21 protein-coding genes and 1 riboswitch are annotated in these 20,543 nt (G+C 69.3%); of the genes, 14 read left to right on the top strand and 7 right to left on the bottom strand.

Translation table 11 applies throughout. From position 1 onward, the window contains the following. Nucleotides 1-152: 152 nt before the first annotated feature. From HH310_RS30850 to HH310_RS30835, 4 genes are all read left to right on the top strand, one after another. Nucleotides 153-590, top strand: coding sequence for a hypothetical protein (locus HH310_RS30850; protein WP_169179224.1), 438 nt, complete (start codon nt 153-155; stop codon nt 588-590). Between the two features lie 10 nt (nt 591-600). Next, nucleotides 601-927 (top strand): DUF3817 domain-containing protein, encoded by a 327-nt coding sequence (locus tag HH310_RS30845; RefSeq protein WP_169179223.1) that lies wholly within the window; start codon nt 601-603, stop codon nt 925-927. Nucleotides 928-1,089: 162 nt separating this feature from the next. Beyond that, a riboswitch (cyclic di-AMP (ydaO/yuaA leader) is annotated at nt 1,090-1,226 on the top strand. A gap of 43 nt (nt 1,227-1,269) precedes the next feature. Further along, nucleotides 1,270-2,202: an NlpC/P60 family protein gene (locus HH310_RS30840; protein ID WP_169179222.1), complete on the top strand. Its 933-nt coding sequence runs from the start codon at nt 1,270-1,272 to the stop codon at nt 2,200-2,202. Nucleotides 2,203-2,454: 252 nt separating this feature from the next. Beyond that, nucleotides 2,455-3,414 (top strand): NlpC/P60 family protein, encoded by a 960-nt coding sequence (locus HH310_RS30835; protein ID WP_312034422.1) that lies wholly within the window; start codon nt 2,455-2,457, stop codon nt 3,412-3,414. 72 nt (nt 3,415-3,486) lie between these two features. On the opposite strand, the gene HH310_RS30830 is transcribed toward HH310_RS30835, so the two are convergent. Continuing rightward, nucleotides 3,487-4,491 carry an RNA polymerase sigma factor RpoD/SigA gene (locus HH310_RS30830; RefSeq protein ID WP_169179221.1) on the bottom strand — a complete coding sequence of 335 codons (1,005 nt, stop codon included), beginning with the start codon at nt 4,489-4,491 and terminating at the stop codon, nt 3,487-3,489. Between the two features lie 569 nt (nt 4,492-5,060). Between HH310_RS30830 and HH310_RS30825 the strand changes: the two genes are divergently transcribed. Beyond that, nucleotides 5,061-5,747: an SDR family NAD(P)-dependent oxidoreductase gene (locus HH310_RS30825; RefSeq protein ID WP_169179220.1), complete on the top strand. Its 687-nt coding sequence runs from the start codon at nt 5,061-5,063 to the stop codon at nt 5,745-5,747. A 7-nt stretch (nt 5,748-5,754) separates the two neighbouring features. Here HH310_RS30825 and HH310_RS30820 read toward each other — a convergent pair whose 3' ends face one another. Continuing rightward, nucleotides 5,755-6,468 carry a dTMP kinase gene (locus tag HH310_RS30820; RefSeq protein WP_169179219.1) on the bottom strand — a complete coding sequence of 238 codons (714 nt, stop codon included), beginning with the start codon at nt 6,466-6,468 and terminating at the stop codon, nt 5,755-5,757. A 154-nt stretch (nt 6,469-6,622) separates the two neighbouring features. Here HH310_RS30820 and HH310_RS30815 point away from each other — a divergent pair, with 154 nt between their 5' ends. The 7 genes from HH310_RS30815 to HH310_RS30785 all read left to right on the top strand — a co-directional run bounded on the left by HH310_RS30815 (nt 6,623) and on the right by HH310_RS30785 (nt 11,856). Then, on the top strand, nt 6,623-7,198 hold the full coding sequence (locus HH310_RS30815) for a nucleotidyltransferase (protein ID WP_169179218.1): 576 nt from the start codon (nt 6,623-6,625) through the stop codon (nt 7,196-7,198). Then, on the top strand, nt 7,195-7,449 hold the full coding sequence (locus HH310_RS30810) for a hypothetical protein (RefSeq protein ID WP_169179217.1): 255 nt from the start codon (nt 7,195-7,197) through the stop codon (nt 7,447-7,449). Before HH310_RS30815 ends, HH310_RS30810 begins: the two co-directional genes overlap by 4 nt. Beyond that, nucleotides 7,446-8,192, top strand: coding sequence for a metallophosphoesterase (locus tag HH310_RS30805; RefSeq protein WP_169179216.1), 747 nt, complete (start codon nt 7,446-7,448; stop codon nt 8,190-8,192). The genes HH310_RS30810 and HH310_RS30805 overlap by 4 nt, the downstream gene beginning before the upstream one ends. Before the next feature lie 39 nt (nt 8,193-8,231). After that, nucleotides 8,232-8,375 (top strand): GPGG-motif small membrane protein, encoded by a 144-nt coding sequence (locus tag HH310_RS30800; RefSeq protein WP_169179215.1) that lies wholly within the window; start codon nt 8,232-8,234, stop codon nt 8,373-8,375. A 225-nt stretch (nt 8,376-8,600) separates the two neighbouring features. Beyond that, nucleotides 8,601-9,476, top strand: coding sequence for an MHYT domain-containing protein (locus tag HH310_RS30795; RefSeq protein WP_169179214.1), 876 nt, complete (start codon nt 8,601-8,603; stop codon nt 9,474-9,476). A gap of 54 nt (nt 9,477-9,530) precedes the next feature. After that, nucleotides 9,531-10,247, top strand: coding sequence for an HD domain-containing protein (locus tag HH310_RS30790; protein WP_169179213.1), 717 nt, complete (start codon nt 9,531-9,533; stop codon nt 10,245-10,247). A gap of 10 nt (nt 10,248-10,257) precedes the next feature. Then, complete coding sequence (locus HH310_RS30785) at nt 10,258-11,856, top strand: glycoside hydrolase family 13 protein (RefSeq protein ID WP_169179212.1); 1,599 nt, start codon at nt 10,258-10,260, stop codon at nt 11,854-11,856. Here the strand turns inward: HH310_RS30785 and HH310_RS30780 are convergent. The 3 genes from HH310_RS30780 to xylA are packed head-to-tail and all read right to left on the bottom strand — an operon-like array spanning nt 11,764 to nt 15,841. After that, nucleotides 11,764-13,224 carry an MFS transporter gene (locus tag HH310_RS30780; protein WP_169179211.1) on the bottom strand — a complete coding sequence of 487 codons (1,461 nt, stop codon included), beginning with the start codon at nt 13,222-13,224 and terminating at the stop codon, nt 11,764-11,766. The genes HH310_RS30785 and HH310_RS30780 overlap by 93 nt on opposite strands. A gap of 9 nt (nt 13,225-13,233) precedes the next feature. Continuing rightward, nucleotides 13,234-14,646, bottom strand: coding sequence for a xylulokinase (gene xylB / locus HH310_RS30775; RefSeq protein WP_169179210.1), 1,413 nt, complete (start codon nt 14,644-14,646; stop codon nt 13,234-13,236). A 7-nt stretch (nt 14,647-14,653) separates the two neighbouring features. Then, complete coding sequence (gene xylA, locus HH310_RS30770) at nt 14,654-15,841, bottom strand: xylose isomerase (protein ID WP_169179209.1); 1,188 nt, start codon at nt 15,839-15,841, stop codon at nt 14,654-14,656. A gap of 86 nt (nt 15,842-15,927) precedes the next feature. On the opposite strand from xylA, the gene HH310_RS30765 reads away from it, so the two are divergent. Beyond that, nucleotides 15,928-17,052: an ROK family protein gene (locus HH310_RS30765; protein WP_396027556.1), complete on the top strand. Its 1,125-nt coding sequence runs from the start codon at nt 15,928-15,930 to the stop codon at nt 17,050-17,052. On the opposite strand, the gene HH310_RS30760 is transcribed toward HH310_RS30765, so the two are convergent. Beyond that, nucleotides 17,035-17,514, bottom strand: coding sequence for a MarR family winged helix-turn-helix transcriptional regulator (locus HH310_RS30760; protein ID WP_248294595.1), 480 nt, complete (start codon nt 17,512-17,514; stop codon nt 17,035-17,037). The genes HH310_RS30765 and HH310_RS30760 overlap by 18 nt on opposite strands. A 51-nt stretch (nt 17,515-17,565) precedes the next feature. Between HH310_RS30760 and HH310_RS30755 the strand changes: the two genes are divergently transcribed. After that, entirely contained in the window at nt 17,566-18,699 is a 1,134-nt protein-coding gene (locus HH310_RS30755) for a PP2C family protein-serine/threonine phosphatase (protein WP_248294594.1), read from the top strand. Nucleotides 18,700-18,745: 46 nt separating this feature from the next. On the opposite strand, the gene HH310_RS30750 is transcribed toward HH310_RS30755, so the two are convergent. Next, complete coding sequence (locus HH310_RS30750; protein ID WP_312034420.1) at nt 18,746-20,521, bottom strand: substrate-binding domain-containing protein; 1,776 nt, start codon at nt 20,519-20,521, stop codon at nt 18,746-18,748. Between the last annotated feature and the right edge of the window lie 22 nt (nt 20,522-20,543).

Genomic DNA, 20,543 nt, shown 5'->3' with positions numbered 1-20,543 from the left:
GGTGAGGCCCGGGGACACTGAACACACCGACATCCACTGTCAACCTTCGGACGGCGGTCGCGATTCCGTGAGCTGTTGTGACCCGGACCACACTCAAGGGGCTCTCGTAGGCACCTGAGGCGACCCGCTGCCGCGCCGGTACTCTCGGTGTCATGAAGGGGCTCTGGACGCCGGCGTGGATCGCCCGGCACGTCCTGGCGCTGGCGGCCACCGCCGGCTGCCTCGGCCTCGGTTGGTGGCAGCTCAGCCGGGCCACCGGCGGTAACGGCCTGAGCTGGGGTTACACGTTCGAGTGGCCGGTCTTCGCCGGCTTCGTGATCTTCCTCTGGTACCGCGAGGTCCAGCTGGCCCTGCGGCAGGCCCGCGGCGAACCGGCACGCTCCGAGCCGGAGCCCGAGCCGGCACCGGAAAAACGGCCGGAACGCCTCCCAGGTTCCCCTGTTACGGTCGGCCGCCCGGTCAAGGTCGCGGTGCGCCGGGACGCCACCGAGGACGACCCCGAACTGGACGCCTACAACGACTATCTCGCCTGGCTGGCCGCCAATCCCGGCGCCCGCCCCGCGGACTACCCCGGACACCTCAAGAAATAGGACGTGCAACGTGCAGGGAGCACTCATCCGCTACCGCATCATCGCGTGGGTCGTCGGCACCGGCCTGCTCGCGCTCGTGGTGGTCGGAATGCCGCTGAAGTACATCGGGGACAACGACTCGGTGGTCGCGATCGTCGGCCCCCTGCACGGCTTCCTCTTCATCGTCTACCTGCTGCTGACGTTCGACCTGGCCCGCCGCGCGCGCTGGGCGTTCCCGCGGATGGTCCTGGTCATGCTGGCCGGCACGATCCCGTTCCTGTCGTTCTGGACCGAGCGCAAGGTCAGTCGCAACTGGGTCCCGACGGCGAGTGCCGCCCCGGCAAAAAGCCCGGTCTGACAACTAAGCGTGGCGCACCATTTACGCGCAGAACGCATTCCTTAAGTAACTTCTAAAAGTCTTGATTTTGATTTCAGTACGGATACGTTGATCCGGTTGGTTCGGTCCGCAGCCGCTTCCCTCAGTGGCGCCGGCCAACGCCGCCGAATCACCGTGAACTCCGAACTGCTCTCCCCCGAGCGGCCAGGTGTCGCGGCGTACCGGGGAACCGGTTACTTGGGGTGAATCCGCGATTGCGGTAGGGCCTTCTTCCCGCCCGAATCCGTCAGCTAACCCGGTAGGCGGCCAAGCGGAAGAAAGGCCACTACACCGGTGCCACACCCCCGTACGAGGTTTCGGGCGTTGGTAGTCGCGGCCACGACGTTCGCGATCGCCCTCACCGCGGCTCCGGCCGCCCACGCGAGCCCGTCGGCCAGCGACCTCCAGAAGCAGATCGACAAACAGGGGCAAGATCTCGAAAAGGTTGTCGAGTCGTACAACGCGCTGAACATCAGCCTCAAGAAGACGCAGGACGACCAGAAGAAACTGCAAGCCTCGCTGGCACCCGCCAAAGTGGCGCTGGCGAACGCGAGCGCTCAGGTCAACACGATCGCGGGTACCGCGTATCAGCAGGGCCCGGTGGGCCCGGCGAGCGCGTTGCTCAGCGGCGACGGCGCCAACCTGATCCAGAAGATGAGCTACCTCGAAGTCATCCAGGCGGGCAACCAGCGCGACATCAACACCTTCACCGAAACGACGCAGACGTTCACCCAGCGTCAGACCGCTCTCAACACCACAAAGGCCAAGCAGAGCGCACAGCTCCAGGAGATCGCGGCTCATCGGAAGAAGATCGAGTCCGACATCAAGGATCTCAAGGCCAAGCGGGTCGCGGCGTTCGGGACCGCGAACGAGAAGGCGACCTTCAACGGCACGATTCCCAGCATCTCCGGTTCGGCCGGCGTCGCGGTCCGATTCGCGTACGACCAGGTTGGCGACTCGTACGGCTTCGGCGACGCGGGGCCCAACTCCTGGGACTGTTCCGGTCTGACCATGGGCGCCTGGGGAGCGGCGGGTAAGTCGCTGCCGCACAATGCCGCGGCTCAGTGGGACGCGACAACCCGGATCAGCCGCGGCGATCTCAAGGCCGGCGACCTGGTGTTCTACAACGGACTCGCGCACGTCGCGATCTACGTCGGCAACGACCAGGTCATCGACGCGCCGACCGAGGGAAAACCGGTGGACGTCCGATCCATCGACCGAGGAATGCCGGTCGACGGCTACGGCCGGGTCACCTAAGAGCAAAGAGGGAATGACTATGCGTGTCGAGTCGTTCCCGTTTCCTTAAATAATCCGGGGCGGACTTTAGTTTTTATTAAGCCCCCGATAAGTTGATCCGGTTGGTTCGGTCCGCAGCCACTCCCCTTCGTGGCGCCGGCCAACGCCGCCGAAATCATCCGCCGTGGCCGGATCGCTCACTCGACGAGCGATCCGGCCACGTTGCGGAATATCCGGTAGGCGGCCTGGCGGAAAGAAAGGTCCCCCATACCGGTGCGACACCCCCGCACGAGGCTGAGAGCACTCGTGGTCGCGGTGGCGGCCTGCGCGATCACCCTGACCGGTGCACATGCCGCGAACGCGAGTCCCTCGACCGATCTCACCAAGAAGATCGACGCCGCGTCCGATCAGGTGGAGAAGATCGCCGAGTCGATCAACGCGACGAACATCAGCCTCAAGAAGACCCAAGACAACCAGAAGAAGCTGCAGGCCTCGCTGGCGCCCGCCAGGGTCGCGCTCGCGAACGCCAGCGCCCAGGTCACCACGATCGCCGGCACCGCGTACCAGCAGGGCCCGGTCGGCCCGGCCAGCGCGCTGCTCAGCGGCGACGGCACCAACCTCATCCAGAAGATGAGCTACCTCGAAGTCATCCAGGCCTCGAACCAGCGCGACATCGACACCTTCACCGAGACGACCCAGACGTTCACGCAGCGGCAGGCCGCGTTGAAGGCGACACAGGACAAGCAAGCCGCTCAGCTGAACGTGCTGAAGGCCCAGAAGAAGGCCGCGGATTCCAAGCTGGCCGATCTCAACGAGATGAAGATCAGCGCGTTCGGGTCGGCGCAGGACACGCCGGGCAAGGCGCAGAAGGCACCCGCGCTCTCCGGCGCGGCCGGCGAGGCCGTCGACTTCGCCTACGCGCAGCAGGGCGAACCGTACAAAATCAATGCGGCCGGACCCGATAGCTGGGACTGCTCCGGGCTCACCATGATGGCGTGGCGGGCGGCCGGCTACTCGCTTCCGCACAACGCGGCGGCGCAATGGAGTGCCACGGCGCATATCAGCCGCGGCGATCTCAAGGCCGGCGACCTGGTGTTCTACGCGGGCCTGCAACATGTGGCGCTGTATGTCGGCGGCGGCCAGATCATCGACGCACCCAAGCCGGGCGGATTCGTCTCGGTACGGTCGATCAACCTGGGCATGTCGATCTACGGCTACGGCCGGGTGACCTAACCGAGCCGGGCACGAAGAAGGCCGGTACCCACGACGGGTACCGGCCTTTGTTGTCTCGTAACGGGGGGAAAATCAGGCGGCCTGCAGGCCCTCGGCCCGGGCCAGCTCGCGCAACCGGCCGAGCGCCTGGATCTCGAGCTGGCGGATGCGCTCGCGGCTGAGCGAGAAGCGCGACGCCACCTCGGTGAGCGAGTGCTCCCGGCCGTCCTCCAGGCCGTACCGCGCCCGCATGATGCCGGCCGAACGGTCGTCCAGGTGGTTCAGCAGGCCCTCGATGCGCTGCCGCTCCAGTGCGGTCAGCACGATCTCCTCGGGGGACGGGGCGTCGCCGTCGGCGACCAGGTCGCCGAGGTTCGTGTCGCCGTCGTCGCCGACCGGGGTGTCCAGCGACACCGTGTCCTGAGCCCAGCGGGTGAGCTCGTTGACCCGCTCGACAGTGACGCCCAGCGCCGCCGCGATCTGCTCGGGCTCCGGGTCGCCGCCCAGCTCGCGGACGAGCTGACGGGTCACGTTACGCATCCGGTTGACGTCCTCGACGAGGTGCACGGGCAGGCGCACGGTGCGCTCCTGCTGCGCGATCGCCCGGCTGATCGCCTGGCGAACCCACCACGTCGCGTACGTCGAGAACTTGTATCCGCGCTCGTAGTCGAACTTCTCGACCGCGCGAACCAGGCCGGTGTTGCCCTCCTGGATCAGGTCGAGCATCGGCATGCCGGACCGCACATACCGCCGCGCGATCGACACGACCAGGCGCAGGTTGGCTCGGATGAACAGGTCCTTGGCTCGCCGGCCCTCGGTGACGAGTCGCTCCAGTTCCTCCCGGCTCACGCCGCGCGGAACCTCGCCCTCGTCGAGCAGGAACTCGGCATAGAGGCCCGCCTCGATCGCCTTGGAAAGCTCGACCTCTTTGGCGGCATCCAGAAGCGGCGTCCGGGAGATCTCGTGCAGGTAGACGCCAACCAGGTCACGCTCCTCAGCGACCTGATCAGTCCGCATGACGGTGTTGTTCTCCACGTTGCCCACGGTCCCCTCATTGCCATCACTACTAACCCCGTTACGGGCGATACCTGTGTCCATCAGTTCCTCCCCGTAACGTCCGCGGTTCGCACATCGCGGTTACTGGCATCTACACAACAAATGGCTGCCTGCACTGATTCCGGCTGGTGGGTCGAAAGTGTCACGAACGCCTGGCCGAAACCTGAGAGCCGACTGCATACTTGCTGAGCAGAGATCTTGCTCCGGCGTAACGACCCGCGGCTGTCGTCCCTCTAGTAGACGGACGCATACCCGCCGCTTGTGACATGACACCACCGACCCCTATCAGACGCAGCGACGGGCATCACCACCTCGCTTGGGACACTCGTCACTACCCCATACGGCCAGATGGCTTTGCAGGTTCACGTGCAGCATCGACAGCTTCCCGGCCGTTTTGCCGCGAACGCTGACGGCTCGGGATCCGTAAGGTTCGGGCCGGGATGGGCCACCTGACACGATGCTGCACCTCGCGCCGCTGTTCACTCGCCCATCCGGGTGACGCACGAGCGGCTGAACATCGTTGACAACGAATTCCCAGGTACGCCGTCATCCGTCACGCGACGTGACGAAAGACACAGACCGCGCGTCCACCTAACGGGCAGCATGCACGTATGGACAACGGACGCACGGTCGTCATCACGGGTGGTACGGGAGGGCTGGGCGGCGCCGCGGTGTCGGCCTTCGTCGCCGACGGATGGCGGGTCGTCGCGCCGATCCGGCCGGGTAGCACGGACCGGCTCCCGAAGGGCGCGGTGCCGGTCGAGGGCGATCTCTTCGATGAGTCGTCCGCGGCCACCGCGATCGAGGTGGCGACCGCCGAGGCCGCGGCTCCGCTACGCGCGGTGATCAACCTGGTGGGCGGGTACGGCGGCAGCGGGCTGGTCGCCGAGACACCGGTCGATGAGTTCGAGGCGCTGCTGCGGTCCAACTTGCGGCCGACGTACCTCATCACGGCCGCGGCACTCCCCCACCTGGTGGCCGGCGGGGGTGGCTCGATCGTCTGTATGGCGACCCGGGCCGCAGTGGCGCCGTTCCCCGGTGCGGTGGGCTACGTGGTGGGCAAGGCCGCCGTGCTGGCGTTCGCGAACACGGTGGCGGTCGAGTATCGGAAACAGAAGGTGCGCTGCAATACGGTGCTGCCCAGCGTGATCGACACCCCGGGAAACCGGAGCAGCATGGGCGGTGACCCGTCCCGCTGGGTGCGGCCCGACGAGATCACGCCGCTGCTGCTCTTCCTGGCCTCGGACGCGTCGGCGCCGACCAGCGGCGCGCAGATCCCGGTCTACGGACAGGCCTGAGCACGCCTCACAGAGCGTCGGCGAGCTGGAAGCCCAGCGCGGCGGCGAGGGCCGCGAGCGGGCCACCGGCCAGGATCAGGGTGCGGACCAGCCGGTGGCTGGTCCGCGCGGCCAGTTCCGGGATGACCGCGCGGATCCGGGCCGCGACCTCGTCCGGTTCGCCGTTCGCGTCGACGATCACGAAGCCGGCGTACTCGGGCAGCGAGCGGTAGGCGGCCGCGGCGGCGTTCAGGTATTCCATGGTCTCGCTGTCGTAGCCACGGGACTCGATCCGGCGGTGCGCCACGGACGGGTCGACGTCCAGGAAGATCGTCCGGGACGGTTCCGGGAAGAGGCGGTAGGCCAGGCGGGCGAGCCGGACGCCACCCGGGCCACCACCCCGGGCCTGGAGGCTGACGTACTGGCAGACGGCGTAGCGGTCCATCACGGCCACCTCGCCGGTCAGGGCGCGGCGCAGCAGCGTACGGAGAATGGCTAACCAGCGCAGGAAGAACTCGACCAGCAGCATGCCACGGCGGCCGAGCAGGTGCTCGCCGTCGCGGCGCCCGAGGCGTACGGCAAGAAGGCGGAACCAATGCCGGCCGCCCGCATTGCGCCGATAGGCGGCATGGACGCCCGCCGCGACCAGTTCGTCGGCGAGCCGGTGCGCCTGCGTGGTCTTGCCCGATCCGTCGATGCCGACGAGCGCAATGGTTCGGGGGTTACCTGAGGTGAGCGCCATCTCATCAACGGTAACGGGCGCGCGCACACGCGTTCCCCGGCGACGGGACCCATTCGCGTATCAAAATGGGGGCAAGCCGGGCATGCGTGTCAACGGGGGGCGGCTCGGGTAGTCGTACTGCGCAACGACCGCACACGTTGACAGGGAGATCCTCATGCCGCACCAGGTGGATGTCGGACTCGCCATGACGCTCAAGCGGGTGGCCTCCACGCTGAAGTCCGCGGACATCCCGTTCGCGCTCGGCGGCAGCTTCGCGGTGTACGCCCACGGCGGCCACTCCAGTGATCATGACGTCGACTTCCTGCTGCGCGAGGAGGATGTGGACCACGCGCTCGCGGAACTGGCGAAGGTCGGGTTCCGGACCGAGCAGCCGCCGGAGGACTGGCTGGTCAAGGTCTACGACGAGGACCGGATGGTGGATCTGATCTACCGGCCGGTCGAGTCGCCGGTGACCGACGAGACGCTGCACGACACCGAGCAGATCTCGGTCGAGGCGATCTACATGCCGGTCATCTCGGCGACCCGGCTGATGGTGCACAAGCTGCTCAGCTACAGCCAGCACTACTGCGACTTCGCGACCGGCTTCCCGGTGGCGCGATCGCTGCGGGAACAGATCGATTGGGAGCGGGTGCGTCGGGAGACGGCGAAATCCCCGTACGCGGAAGCCTTTCTCATTCTCCTCGATCGCCTGGATGTCGTGAAATATGCCGATAGAAAGGTCTCAGCATGAACCAGATCGATGAGGAATACCTGGAGGCCGAGATCCAGCGGCTGCTCACCGAGGACGGGCGCGTGGCCGAACAGGGCATCACCGTGCAACGGCGGGAACACGCGGTGGTGCTGCTCGGCGACGTGGAGAGCGACCAGCGCCGGGACGAGATCTGCCGGCAGATCGCCGAGCACTTCCCCGAGCTGGCGATCACCTGCGACATCGGCATCACCCGGGCCCAGGCGCCCAGCGAGGTTGAGGAGATTTCATGATCCGGATCGCCGCCGTGGGCGACGTGCACGTGGACAAGGACGTGGTGGGGCGTTACCGGCCCGCCCTCGAGCAACTGCCGTACCGGGCCGACGCCCTGCTGGTGGCCGGCGACCTCACCCGGCACGGCACCGTCGAGGAGGCCCGCTGCTTCGCGGCGGAGTTCGGCGGGCTGGCCGTCCCGGTCGTGGTGGTGCTCGGCAACCACGACCATCAGAGCGACCAGCAGAGCCGGGTCGCCGAGGTGCTCACCGAGGCCGGGATCACCGTGCTCGAAGGCGAGGCGACGGTGCTGGAGCTGCACGGGCACCGGCTCGGCATCGCCGGCGTGAAAGGTTTCGGCGGCGGGTTCGCCGGGGCCTGCGCGAGCAACTTCGGCGAGCGCGAGATGAAGGACTTCGTGGGCACCACCGAGGTGGTCGCCGATCGGCTGGCCGCCGCGCTGCTGTCGGTCCAGGTGGACGCGCTGGTCGCGCTCACCCACTATGCGCCGGTGCCGGAGACGCTGGTGGGCGAGCCGCTGGAGATCTATCCGTTCCTCGGCTCGTACCAGCTCGGGCGCGCGATCGACTCGGCGCCCACGTCGCTCGCGCTGCACGGGCACGCGCACCACGGGTCGGAGCGGGGACGGACGCCGGGCGGGGTCGCGGTCCGCAACGTGGCGCACCCGGTGATCAAGCAGGCATACAACGTCTACCAGCTACTTTCCGACCGGACCGACGCGGAACTCGCCGGAGTCTCGTGAGGTGGTTTTCGATTTCTGTGGTCCGGGTAACCCGAGTGCATGACGCTACTGCTTTGGATTCTCGCAGTCATTCTGGTGGTCGCCGGCATCCTCGCGTTGTTCCGGCGGCAGCTCCTCTGGGGCATCGTGTTGATCATTGTTGGCCTGCTGGTCGGCCCCGGTGGCGTGAGCATCTTCACCTAGGCCGGATGCGTCCCCCCAGCACGAGCGAGGCTTATTCACGACGGTGGAGACCGGGCGCATCCCTCGCGCCCACCGTTGGCTTGCGGTAGGTCGTGAATAAGCCTCGACCGGGGCCACCCTTTCGGGTGGCTCCGGTTCCTTTTGCGCACTTGTGGTGCGACTTCATGGTGCCCGCTTCTGGATGAATCCTTCGCGTTCATTCATCTATTTGGCGAGGTGCTCCCAGTGGCCGAGGTTCATCACTTCACGTACGGAGCCTTCAACCCGATAGCCGCCTATCTGCTGGCTTTCCTCGGCTCCTTCTTCGGCCTGCTCTCCACGGCCCGGGCGCGCGACGCCCGCACCAAGGGACGCCGCAACCGGTGGCTGGTGATCGCGGCCTTCTCGATCGGCGGCGCGGTCTGGCTCATGCACTTCACCGCGTTCCTCGGTTTCGACGTGCCGGACAGCCCGATCCGGTTCAACGTCGCGCTGACCCTGACCAGCCTGGCGTACTCGGTGCTCGGGGTGGGCCTGGGCCTGCTCCTGGTCGGCAACGGCCGGCGCCGGGCGATCAAGCTGTTCCCGGCCGGACTGATAACAGCAGCCGGGGTCATGGCCATGCACTACACCGGCATGTACGGCGTGCACGTCGCCGGCCGCATCGAGTACGACCAGGGCCTGGTGGCCGCGTCCGCGCTGATCGCGGTGGTGTCGGCGACGGTCGCGATGTGGTTCGCGATCGCGGTGCGCGGCTGGATCCGGATCACCCTCGCGTCGGCGGCCGTCGGTGCGGCCGTCTGCGGCGTGCACTACACGGCCATGGCGGCGGTGTCGGTGCGGCTCGACCCGGTGCCGGACGCGCACGTGACCGGGATCCGGCCGCTCACCATGATCGTGCCGATCACCGTCCTCGCCGCCGCCACCATCGTCGCGGTCGCGCTGAGCGCGCTGCAGGCGATGACCGAGGAGGAGTTCACCGACGGCGAGGGCACGCCGCGCCGCGGGGTGCACGCGGAGAGCGCGAACCCCTGGTCGCTCAAGCATGTGTCGCCCGTCCCGGCCGCCGGACGGCGTCCGTCGCCCCGCCCGGTGCCGCTGCGGTCGACCACGGGCAGTTGACCGCTGGAAGCCGACCAATACCCGGATGAGAGCCACATCCGATACGTTCTGCGCATGGCGCCCCGGAAGCTGAACTCGATGTCGCTGCACGCGATCACCCAGGCGTACGGCGAGGACGGTCTGCGGCAGCGGCTCCTGATCGAGCTGGAGTCGTTCCCGCCGGCCGACCGAGACCAGCTCGTGGACGCGCTGAACCTGGCCGGCCGGCTGCACGCACACGACCGCCGGGTCTTCGAGCCGTACATGAATCACCTGCTCCGGGTCGCCATCCGGATCATCCGCTACTACGGGGTACGCGACGTGGACGTGCTCACCGCGGCCCTGCTGCACGACGCCGTGGAGGATCACCCGGACGAGCTGAGCGGGCTTCCGGCGGGCACGCACGACGAGTTGACCGAGGCGGCGATCGCGGCGCTGGCGCTGCGCTACAACCCGCGGGTGGCGGAGCTGGTCCGTTCGGTCACGAACCCGGAGTACGACCCGGAACGGGACCGCCACGAGCAGTATCGCGCGCACGTCGCGGACAGTTTGGAACGTGACCCCTGGGCCCGGGTCATCAAGGTTTCCGACTTCACCGACAACGGCGTCGGCGTGATCCACACGTCGCCGGAGAAGGCGTTCTCCTCGGCCACCAAATACCGCCCGCTGGTGCCGAAACTCCGCGAGCTCGTGGGCCGGCCGGACACCCCGCTGTCGCTGGCGGCCAAGGATCACATCCTTGATCAACTCGACCTGGCGGAGGAACGTTTCGCGGCGATCCTCGATGGCTAAGGTTGCCCCTATGTCTGACGTCTGGTGGCGCGACGCCGTCATCTACCAGGTCTATCCGCGGTCGTTCGCGGACAGCGACGGCGACGGGATGGGTGACCTCCGCGGTATCACCGAGCGCCTGCCGCAGCTCAAGGAGCTGGGCGTGGACGCCGTCTGGCTGTCGCCGTTCTATCCCTCGCCGCAGCGCGACGGCGGGTACGACGTGGCCGACTACCGCGACGTCGACCCGCGGTTCGGCGACCTCGACGACCTCGGCAAGCTGATCACCGCGGCGCACGAGCTGGGCATCCGGTTCATCGTCGACCTGGTGCCGAACCACACCTCCAGCGAGCATCAGTGGTTTCGCGCCGCGCTGAACGCCGGGCCGGGCAGCCCCGAGCGGGCGCGCTACATCTTCCGGGACGAGCCGCCCAACTCCTGGCAGAGCGTCTTCGGTGGGCCGGCCTGGCAGCAGGTCCCGGACGGGCAGTGGTATCTGCATCTGTTCGACGTGTCGCAGCCCGACCTCAACTGGGACAACCCGGAGGTGCGCGACGAGTTCGCCGACATCCTGCGGTTCTGGCTCGATCGGGGCGTCGACGGTTTCCGGGTCGACGTGGCGCACGGCCTGATCAAGGACCCCGGCCTGGCCGAATACACCTACCGGGGCGCGGTGCTCGGCGGCCTCGATCCGCTCGGCCCGCCGCCGCCGATGTGGGACCAGGAGGGCGTGCACGAGATCTACCGGCAGTGGCGCCGGATCGTCGAGGCGTACCCGGGTGACCGGGTGCTGGTGGCCGAGGCCTGGGTGTCGCCGGCCGACCGGCTGGCCCGGTACGTGCGGTCCGACGAGATGAACCAGGCCTTCAACTTCGAGTACATGGAGGCGCGCTGGCTGCCGGCCGAGCTGCGCCAGGTCATCGACGTCTCGCTCGCGGCCGGCGACGGGGTGGGGGCGCCGACCACCTGGGTGCTGTCCAACCACGACGTGGTCCGGCACGCCACCCGGCTCGGATACGAGGGCAGCCGCGGCCGCATGCCGGGCATCGGCGTCGGCGATCCGCAACCGGACACCGGGCTGGGTCTGCGCCGGGCCCGCGCGGCCACCCTGCAGATGCTGGCGCTGCCCGGCTCGGCATACCTGTATCAGGGCGAGGAACTGGGCCTGCCGGAGCACACCACGCTGCCGGACGACGCCCGGCAGGACCCGGCGTGGGAACGCTCCGGGCACACCGAGCGGGGCCGGGACGGATGCCGGGTGCCGCTGCCGTGGGAGGCGGACGCACCGTCGTACGGCTTCGGGCCCTCGGATCGAAGCTGGTTGCCGCAGCCGGCGGTGTGGGCCGAGTACGCGCTGGACCGCCAGCAGGGGGTGGCCGGGTCGACCTGGGAGCTGTACCGCTCGGCGCTGGCGCTGCGACGCGAGCACCACCTCGGGCTCGGAGACTTGACCTGGCTCGACGAGACGAAGGACGTGCTGGCCTTCCGCAACGGGCAGGTGCTGGTGCTGACCAACTTCGGCGCCGAGCCGGTGTCGTTACCGCTCGGGGCTCGGGTCCTGCTGAGCAGCGAGCCGCTCGGGGACGACGGGCGCGTCCCCGGTGACGTCACCCTCTGGGCGGCTCTGTGAGGCGGCGGCCAGCAGGCCGGCGTGGGTGTTCGCCATGTCCTTGGCCACCGTGCGGCTGGCCAGCCAGAACATGACACCGGTCGGGACGAAGAAGAACTGGAAGGCGGCCAGGCCGACCGCGTAGTTCAGCGGCGGCGGGAAGGCCCCGGCTAAGCCGCGGAAGGCGACGTCGACCATGACGTTGCCACCCGCGCGCCCGAACCCGTTGACCAGGTTGCCCATGCTGTAGACCGTGCCGCGGTGCTCGGGCGGGTTCACGTCGGCGATCATGGCGAACCAGTTGGGCGAGTTCGCCGAGGTCAGCATCAAGGCGATGACCGCGATGAACAGGCAGACGCCGACGGTGGGCTCGGTGAACACGTCGGTGATCACGGCGCGGATCACCGCCCCGGAACCGGCGCCGTCCGGCACCTCGATCCGCATCGGGACGAAGAACAGGGCCACATATAGCGGGACGGCGGCGAGGACGCCCACCGCCGCGACCAGGGCGCGGCCCCGCGGCGTACGGCGTTGGAGGCGGTCGCCGGCCAGACCACCGAGAATGGACAGCGCGCCGCCGAGCTGGAACAGGGTGGCGAACACGCTGCCCACCAGGATCGCGGTGGGCGCCGAGTACCCCTGGTCCTCGGCTCGAGCGCGGAACAATACGGGCAGCCACACCAGCGAGCCGAAGGCGATCTGTGAGGTGCCGCCCTGCAGGATCAGCCAGATGTTGGTCCGCCGGCGCAGGATGACCGGCAGGTCGTCGTGGTGGATCCGCTCGTCGTACTCGACCCCGGCGAGCTCCGGCTGGCTGTCGCCGCGCGGCACGCTGTACGTGAACAGGTACGCGACCGTCGCGACGCAGCCGGCGGCCGCGGTGACCAGGAACGGCTCGCGCCAGTTGTCGTGGCCCAGAATCCCGCCGACCAGGGTGCCGGCCAGGGTGCCGACGCCCTGGGACAGGCCCCAGAAGCTCATCACCAGGCCCCGCCGCTTCGGCGTGATCAGGTCGCTGACCACGGAGAAGCTGACCGATGCCACGGCGCCCAGGCCGAACGCGGCGATGACCTGGGCGAGCAGGAAGACGGCGTACGAATGGGCCTCGCCGGACATCGCGGTGCCGGCGATCCAGATCAGCGTGCCGACGACCAGCACCGGCTTGCGGTTGGTGCGGTCGCCGACGTACGCGAAGCCGATCGCCGCCACCGCGCTGATCAGGAACATCACCGTGGTGGCGAGCGCGATGTGGCCCTGCGAAACGCCTAGATCATCGCCGATGCTGCCGTAGAGGGGCGGCACCAGCCCGATCGCCACGTTGTCGAGCGATGCCAGGACCACGAACACCACGACGCTGTAGACGCGGTGCGCGCTGCCGCCCTTTCCCACGCCAGAAGGTTAGCCTCGCCGATCGAGAACCGCGTCCCTAGCAGCGGCGTACTGCTCACGAATCAGCGGAACCGGCGTTTCCTCGTACGTCTCCGGGGGTTCCGCCGACCAGGCGGGCGGCAGGTCGCCCCCGGCCTCGACCCACGCCGCCTGACGCGCCGCGCCGTCCGCCACGTACTCGCCGGGCGGCGGGACCAGCACCGGCAGCCCGAACAGCTCGGGCGCGATCCGCCGGACCGCCTCGCTGCGGGCGCCGCCGCCGACCAGCACGATGCGGTTGGCCGTGGCGCCGTGCCCGACCAGGGCGTCCAGGCCGTCGGCGAGCGCGCACAGCATGCCCTCGACGGCGGCCCGGGCCAGGTGCGCCGGATCGGAGGTCTTGAGCGTGAGCCCGTGGATCGCCCCGGTCGCGCTCGGCCGGTTCGGGGTGCGCTCGCCTTCCAGGTACGGCACCAGGACCAGGCCGTCGGCCCCGGCCGGCGCGGACAGCGCCAGGCGGGAGAGCTCGTCGTGCGAGACATTCAGCAACTTGCCCGCGGCATCAAGCACCCGGGCGGCGTTGAGCGTGACCACGATCGGCAGGAACCGGCCGGTGGTGTCGGCGAAGCCGGCCACCGTGCCGCTCGGGTCGTCGGGCGCCACGTCCGACGACACGAAGACCGTGCCGGACGTGCCGATCGAGACGATCACGTCGCCCGGGCCGGCACCGGTGCCGATGGCGGCCGCCGCGTTGTCCCCGGCGCCGGGGCCCAGCGGGACCCCGGACGGCAGGTGGCCGGCGATGCCGGTCGGGCCGAGCACCTCGGGCGTGCGGATCTGCCGGCCGAAGCCCAGCTCCAGCAGGTCCGGGCGGTACGAGTTGGTGGCGGCCGACCAGTAGAGCGTGCCGCTGGCGTCGCTGCGGTCGGTCTTGATCGTGCTGATGTCGGTCGACCCGGACAGCTTCCAGGTCAGCCAGTCGTGCGGCAGGCAGACCGCGGCCACCCGGGCCGCGTTGGCCGGCTCGTGGCGAGCCAGCCAGCGCAGCTTGGTCAGGGTGAAGCTGGCCACCGGGACGATGCCGACCGCGTCGGCCCAGGCCCGGCGGCCCGTCTCGCCCCCACCGAGGTCGTCGATGAGGTCGGCGGCCGCGCCGGCGCTGCGGGTGTCGTTCCACAGCAACGCCGGGCGGACCACCTCGCCGTTCTCGTCGAGCACCACCATGCCGTGCTGCTGCCCGGCGACCGAGACGGCGGCGACGTCATCCAGCCCGCCGGCCTCGTCGATCGCCTTGCGTAGCGCGTCCCACCAGGCGTCCGGATGCACCTCGGTGCCCTCCGGATGGCTCGCGCGCCCCTGCCGTACGAGCTTTCCGGTCTCCGCGTCGCGGATGACCACCTTGCAGGATTGGGTGGAACTGTCGATCCCGGCTACGAGAGTCATTTCTTCCTCAGTTCGCCTTCAGCACGTGGTCGATGGCCAGCTGGTGCAGCTTGACGAAGCCGTAGCCCGGTACGCCGGCGGCGTCGGCGTCGAACTCCTCGAAGGCGCTCTTGTCGTTGAGCAGGTCCTGGTACGTCTCGCCGGCGTTCAGCGTCGGGGTGCGCAGCTCGTTGACCTTGGACGCGGCGATCGCCTCCTGCACGGCCGGGTCGGCGCGGAACGCCTGCGCCCGCTCCTTGAGCAGCAGGTACATCCGGATGTTGGCCTTCGCCGACTCCCAGACGCCGTCGTAGTCCTCGGTACGGGACGGCTTGTAGTCGAAGTGCCGCGGGCCCTCGTACGCCGGGCCGCCCTCGGGGTTGCCGAACTCGAGCAGGTCGACCAGGGAGAACGCGTTGAGCAGGTCGCCGTGGCCGAAGACCAGGTCCTGGTCGAACTTGGGTCCGTGCTGACCGTTCAGGTCCAGGTGGAAGAGCTTGCCGTGCCACAGCGCCTGGGCGATGCCGGCCGTGTAGTTGAGGTTGGACATCTGCTCGTGGCCGACCTCGGGGTTGATGCCGAACAGCTCGGGCCGCTCGAGGTCGTTGACGAACGCGATGGCGTGACCCGCGGTGGGCAGCAGGATGTCGCCGCGCGGCTCGTTCGGCTTCGGCTCGATCGCGAAGCGCAGGCCGTAGCCGCGGTCCTCGGAGTACTGCGCGAGCAGGTTGAGGCCCTCGGCGTAGCGGTCGAGAGCGGCCCGGATGTCCTTGGCCACGTCGTACTCGGCGCCCTCGCGGCCACCCCACAGCACCAGGGTCTGGGCACCGAGCTCGGCGCCGAGGTCCATCTGCCGCATGACCTTGCGAATCGCGTACCGCCGGACGTTGCGGTCGTTGCTGGTGAAGCCGCCGTCCTTGAACACCGGGTGGGTGAACAGGTTGGTGGTGACCATCGGGACGATCAGGCCGGTGTCGTCCAGAACCTTCTTGAAGCTGGCGATGATCTTGTCACGGCTGGCCGCGTCGGCGCCGAACGGCACCAGGTCGTCGTCGTGGAAGGTGATGCCGTAAGCACCGATCTCGGCGAGCTTCTGTACCGCCTCGATCGGGTCGAGCGGGCCGCGGGTGGCGTCACCGAACGGATCGCGGGCCTGCCACCCGACGGTCCATAGACCGAAAGAGAACTTGTCTTCGCGTGTGGGCTGGACCGACACGGCTACCTCCACGTAACAGCTCGGATTTGTTTATTGGTTGAATTATTTGAGCGGGCTGTGGCATTGTCAAGGGCGTGAACGGCCGGATGATGAACGCCTCAGGGTCCCCCGTCCGGCAGTCCAGCGTGCGTGCCCATAATCTCGCGCTGGTCCTGCAGACCGTGGCGAACAGTGCTGATCAACCATCCCGCGCGGCCATCGCGGCATCGACCGGGCTCACCCGCGCGACCGTGTCCGCCCTCGTCGACGACCTTATCGAGGGTGGCCTGCTGGTGGAGTTGGAGCCCGCGCCCCGCACCGGCGCCGGTCGTCCGGCGGCCGGTCTGGCGCTCGCTCCGGACGGCCCGGCGGGCCTCGGGCTGGAGATCAACGTCGATTATCTGGCGGCCTGCGTCGTGGATCTCACGGGTGCCGTACGCCACCGCCTCGTCGCCCGTGCCGATCAGCGATTACTGAGCCCCGAGGCGGCGCTGGCCGAACTGGGCCGGCTCGCCGCGCAGGCCCGGGCCGCCGCGACCATCGACGGGCTCACCCTGGCCGGCGCCGCCCTCGCCGTGCCCGGCCTGGTCACCCCTGACGGCCTGGTCCGGGTCGCGCCCAACCTGGGCTGGCAGGACGTGGACGCGGCGCAGGCGCTGCGGAAGGTGCCCGCGCTGGCCGACCTGCCGGTCGCCGTCGACAACGAGGCCAACCTGGCCGCGCTGGGCGAGCTGCGCGCGGACCACGGCGGGGAGCCGACCTTCCTGTACGTCTCCGGCGAGGTGGGCATCGGCGCCGGCATCGTGCTGGACGGCGAGCTGTACCGCGGCGGGCGGGGCTGGAGTGGCGAGATCGGGCACGTCACGGTCTTTCCGGACGGCCGGCCCTGCCGATGCGGCGCGAACGGCTGCCTGGAGCAGTACGCCGGCCAGGAGGCGATGGCCGCGGACGCCGATCTGGCCGCCGCCGCGCTCGGCATCGCCCTGGCCGCGGTGGTGAACCTGCTGGACATCGACCAGATCGTGCTCGGCGGCGGCTACGCGCCGGGCTTCGACCGGCTGCGCCCGGGGATCGAGGCGGAACTGCGCCGCCGGGTGCTGACCGCCGAGCTCGCGCCGGTCACGCTGCGGCCCGCGACGCTCGGCGCGGACGCCGCGATGCGCGGTGCGGCCGACGCGGTGATCCGCGGCGTGCGGGACAACCCGGCCGCCTGGTCAGGCCGACTGGGCTGAGGCGCTGCCGGCGCTGTCGTCGGCCGCCGCGGCGAACTCGGTGAGCCCGCGCAGCAGCGCGGCCCGCCCGGCGGGGCTCATCTTCTCCAGCACGCCGGCCAGCGCGCGCCGGCGGATCAGGCGCAGCTCGCCGAGCAGCCCCCGCGACGCCGGGGTCAGGTAGAGGGCGATCTCGCGCCGGTCGGCCCGGCCGGGCACCCGCTCGACCATGCCGGAGGCAACCAGCCGATCACACAGGCGGCTGGCCGAGGAAAGGAGCATGCTCATCTCGGCGGCCAGGCCGCCCAGGTTGATGCCCTCGGAGCGCTCGACCACGAGCAGCGCGTTCAGTTGTGGCCCGGAAAGCCGCGGCGTCACCTGTTCCCGGGCAATATCGAAAGAGAGCAGCAAGGCGTGCGCGGCGTCGTCGATCGCCGCGGCGTTCATCGGGTCCGGCCCATCCGGCCCATGGTGAATGGCCATGGTGCAGCAGAGACTACCGGTACGTCGCGGACGGTTCGAGGAGGTCGGCCATTGATCGACAGGCTCCTGACGGTTCGGCGGATGCTGACCGGTGCCGCCGCCGAGGCGGTACCCGAGCGCTTGGTCGATGGACTCACCCAGGAGTACGGCCTCCGTGACGTCGAGGTCTACCTGGTCGACTATCGGTTGGCGGCGCTGCTGCCGCTGATCGGCGACGATGCGCGCACCTTTCCCGGCGACGCGGCGTGGCGCAGCTTCGACCATCAGACCGAGGTCGTCGAGGACACCGACCTGTATCTGCCCGTCACCGCCCGGGGTGAACGGATGGGGGTGCTGCGGTGCGCGCCGGTGCCGGACGACCCTGACGTGCGCGGCGAACTGGCCGAGATCGCGACGCTGACCGGGCACGAGTTGCAGTCCGCGGCGGCCGGCACCGACCGCTACCGGATGACGATCCGGACCAGGCGTCTCACGCTCGCCGCCGAGATGCAGTGGGAGCTGCTGCCCGGTCGCAGCCGGATCCGGCCCTCGTTCAGCCTGGCCGGGCAGCTGGAACCGTCGTACGCGGTGAACGGCGACAGCTTCGACTGGGCCGAGCACGACGGCCGGCTCTACGTCAGCGTGCTGAACGGGATGGGCGAGGGCGTCGAGTCGTCGATGCTGACCGCGCTGGCCACCTACGCGCTGCGCAACGCCCGCCGGGCCGGTCTCTCGCTCGCCGACCAGGCGGTGCTGGCCGATCAGGCGGTGTTCGCGGCGTACCGGGGCGCGCTGCACGTGTCGGTGCTGCTGCTGGAGCTCGATCTGGCCACCGGGCAGCTGCAGGCGATCGACGCCGGCTCACCGCGCACCCTGCTGATGCGGGACGGGACGATCCATGCCGTACGCCTCGAGCCCCAGTTCCCGCTCGGCATGTTCGAGGATTCCGAGTACGCCCCGGAGTCGTTGGCGCTGCGCACCGCGGACCGTCTCGTGTTCGTCAGCGACGGCGTGTTCGCGGCCGCCGGCGCCACCGGACGCTACGGCGACACGGCGCTGGAACGGTTCATCCGGGCCACCGGCTCCATGGCGCCGCTGCAGGTGGTGCGCTCGCTGCTGGGCAACCTGCGCACGTACCTGGGCGACACCGACCTCGACGACGACGCCGTAGCGGTCTGCCTGGACTGGACTGGCGTGCCGCACTAGCGACGGCCGCCACCTTGCGGTGACGGCCGTCCGGGCGTACCGAAGATCAGTTCGCCGTGCCGGTGCGGTTCGCCAGCGCCTGCAGGAAGATGTCGGAGATCTTCGCGGGGTCCTTCGCGATGTACGTCCCGCCGTTGGGCGTGGCGTTCGTGATCGTCTCGAGTTCCTTCTGGTTGACCTCGGTACCGATACCGATGATCACGACCTTGACCGGCTTCGTCGCGTCGTTCAGCTTCTTGAGCTGGGCCACCAGCGTGTTCAGCGTGATGCCGTCCGGGTTCTCGTTCTTGCCGTCGGTGAACAGGATGACCGAGTTGACCCGGCCCGGCTCCCAGCCCTTCTGGACTTCCTTGTACGCCGCGAGCACCGTGTCGTAGAGGCCGGTGTCGCCGTCCTTCTTCGGCACGATCTGCTCGACCGCCGCCTGAACCTGCTCGCGACCGGTCACCAGCGGCGTGATCGGCACGACCTGTTTGTACGGCAGCTTTCCGTCCATGTCGGTGGAGAACAGCATGGTGCCGACCTCCCAGTCGGCGCCGAACAGCGCGAGCCCCTGAGTGGCCGCGCGCTGGGTGACCTGCGCCCGGGTCAGGTTTCCGGCGGTCGGAACCTTCTCGTTCATGGAACCGGAGACGTCGAACACCGCGAGCGCCCGCCCGGGCTTCGTGATCGCGGTCCACGCGCCCAGCGCCTGGCTGACCACGCCGGCGTCCACGCCGCCCGCCGCGCTGCCGCCCCCGCTGTTCTCCCCGTCGCCACCCGCGGGCTTGGCCGGGGGTGACGAGTCCGGGGCGCCCAGCGGCCGGCTGAAGTCCGCGCCGAGCGATCCGTCCGCGGCTCGCAGCCCGACCGTGGCCAGGGTGTTCTTGAACGCCGGGGTCTGCAGCTGGGCGAACAGGCTGTTGGCGAGCGACGCCGTCGGCAGATCGACCTCCGGCATGATCGTGTACGGGTAGTCGAGCGGCGGCGGGTTCGGCTGCAGGTAGAGCCCCACCAGCGGGACCGGCGGCTTCTGCGCGTTGTACCCGACCACGGCCTCCTCGGACAGCGGCGCGGCGCTCAGGGCCGTGGCGATGTCGTTCGGGTCCTGCGAGTGCGGGAACTTCTGCAGCAGGTCGTCGCTCAACGAGGACGCGTTCTGCGCGAGCGCCTTGATCGCCTCGACCTTGCCCTGCTGCGCGGCGGCGCCGACGCCGGCCGCCTGACCGAGCGCGAGCAGCGCCGCCAGGCCGGAGGAGTCGCGGGCCGGGTCGACGATGCCGGTGCGGATGTTGCCGCTCTTGGTGACCAGGCCCAGCAGGTCCTTCCACCCCAGCTTCTTGTTCGGCCACCCGATGGTCTTCGCGACCGGCTCGGGCATCGCCACCACGATCGGGCTCTGCGCCACCGGCTTGGGCGCGCCCTGCGGCAGGAAGCCGGCCGCCTCCGAGTGCAGGCGCAGCAGCCACGCGTCCGAGTCCGGGATCCAGACGTCGGGCACCTTGACCGACTCGGGGGCCGCCCCCAGCCCACTGAGCGTCACGTGGTGCTCGCCCGCGATGGCCGCGGCCATCGTCGCCGAGTTGACCGGCGTCACGGTAACGGCGACGCAGGTGCCGTTGACATTCGCTCCGTCCTTAATCCACTTCTGGGCCGTCTGCGTGACGGCTGGAGCAATTTCATTTGCGGCAGCAACAGTCAGGCGGGTCGAGCCGGTGCATTTGGAGTCGGACAGTCGTTGGTAGCCAAGATAGGAACCGGCCAGCACGACGACGATCGCCATCGCAGCCCCGACGACGCCCGCTCCGCGCATGTTGAAGTTACGACGGTGGCGTCCAGACACGCGCTCTATATTGCGCACGCCG

This window comes from Actinoplanes sp. TBRC 11911 (genome assembly GCF_012933445.1).
Taxonomy (GTDB): Bacteria; Actinomycetota; Actinomycetes; order Mycobacteriales; family Micromonosporaceae; genus Actinoplanes.
This window is presented reverse-complemented; position numbering and strand designations above follow the sequence as displayed.

Coding starts and splice junctions, on each gene's coding strand:
- HH310_RS30830 (WP_169179221.1), bottom strand. CDS start 4,491: ATGGACACAGGTATCGCCCGTAACGGGGTTAGTAGTGATGGCAATGAG.
- HH310_RS30825 (WP_169179220.1), top strand. CDS start 5,061: ATGGACAACGGACGCACGGTCGTCATCACGGGTGGTACGGGAGGGCTG.
- HH310_RS30810 (WP_169179217.1), top strand. CDS start 7,195: ATGAACCAGATCGATGAGGAATACCTGGAGGCCGAGATCCAGCGGCTG.
- HH310_RS30850 (WP_169179224.1), top strand. CDS start 153: ATGAAGGGGCTCTGGACGCCGGCGTGGATCGCCCGGCACGTCCTGGCG.
- HH310_RS30805 (WP_169179216.1), top strand. CDS start 7,446: ATGATCCGGATCGCCGCCGTGGGCGACGTGCACGTGGACAAGGACGTG.
- xylB (WP_169179210.1), bottom strand. CDS start 14,646: ATGACTCTCGTAGCCGGGATCGACAGTTCCACCCAATCCTGCAAGGTG.
- HH310_RS30765 (WP_396027556.1), top strand. CDS start 15,928: ATGATGAACGCCTCAGGGTCCCCCGTCCGGCAGTCCAGCGTGCGTGCC.
- HH310_RS30820 (WP_169179219.1), bottom strand. CDS start 6,468: ATGGCGCTCACCTCAGGTAACCCCCGAACCATTGCGCTCGTCGGCATC.
- HH310_RS30815 (WP_169179218.1), top strand. CDS start 6,623: ATGCCGCACCAGGTGGATGTCGGACTCGCCATGACGCTCAAGCGGGTG.
- HH310_RS30760 (WP_248294595.1), bottom strand. CDS start 17,514: ATGGCCATTCACCATGGGCCGGATGGGCCGGACCCGATGAACGCCGCG.
- HH310_RS30800 (WP_169179215.1), top strand. CDS start 8,232: ATGACGCTACTGCTTTGGATTCTCGCAGTCATTCTGGTGGTCGCCGGC.
- HH310_RS30785 (WP_169179212.1), top strand. CDS start 10,258: ATGTCTGACGTCTGGTGGCGCGACGCCGTCATCTACCAGGTCTATCCG.
- HH310_RS30790 (WP_169179213.1), top strand. CDS start 9,531: ATGGCGCCCCGGAAGCTGAACTCGATGTCGCTGCACGCGATCACCCAG.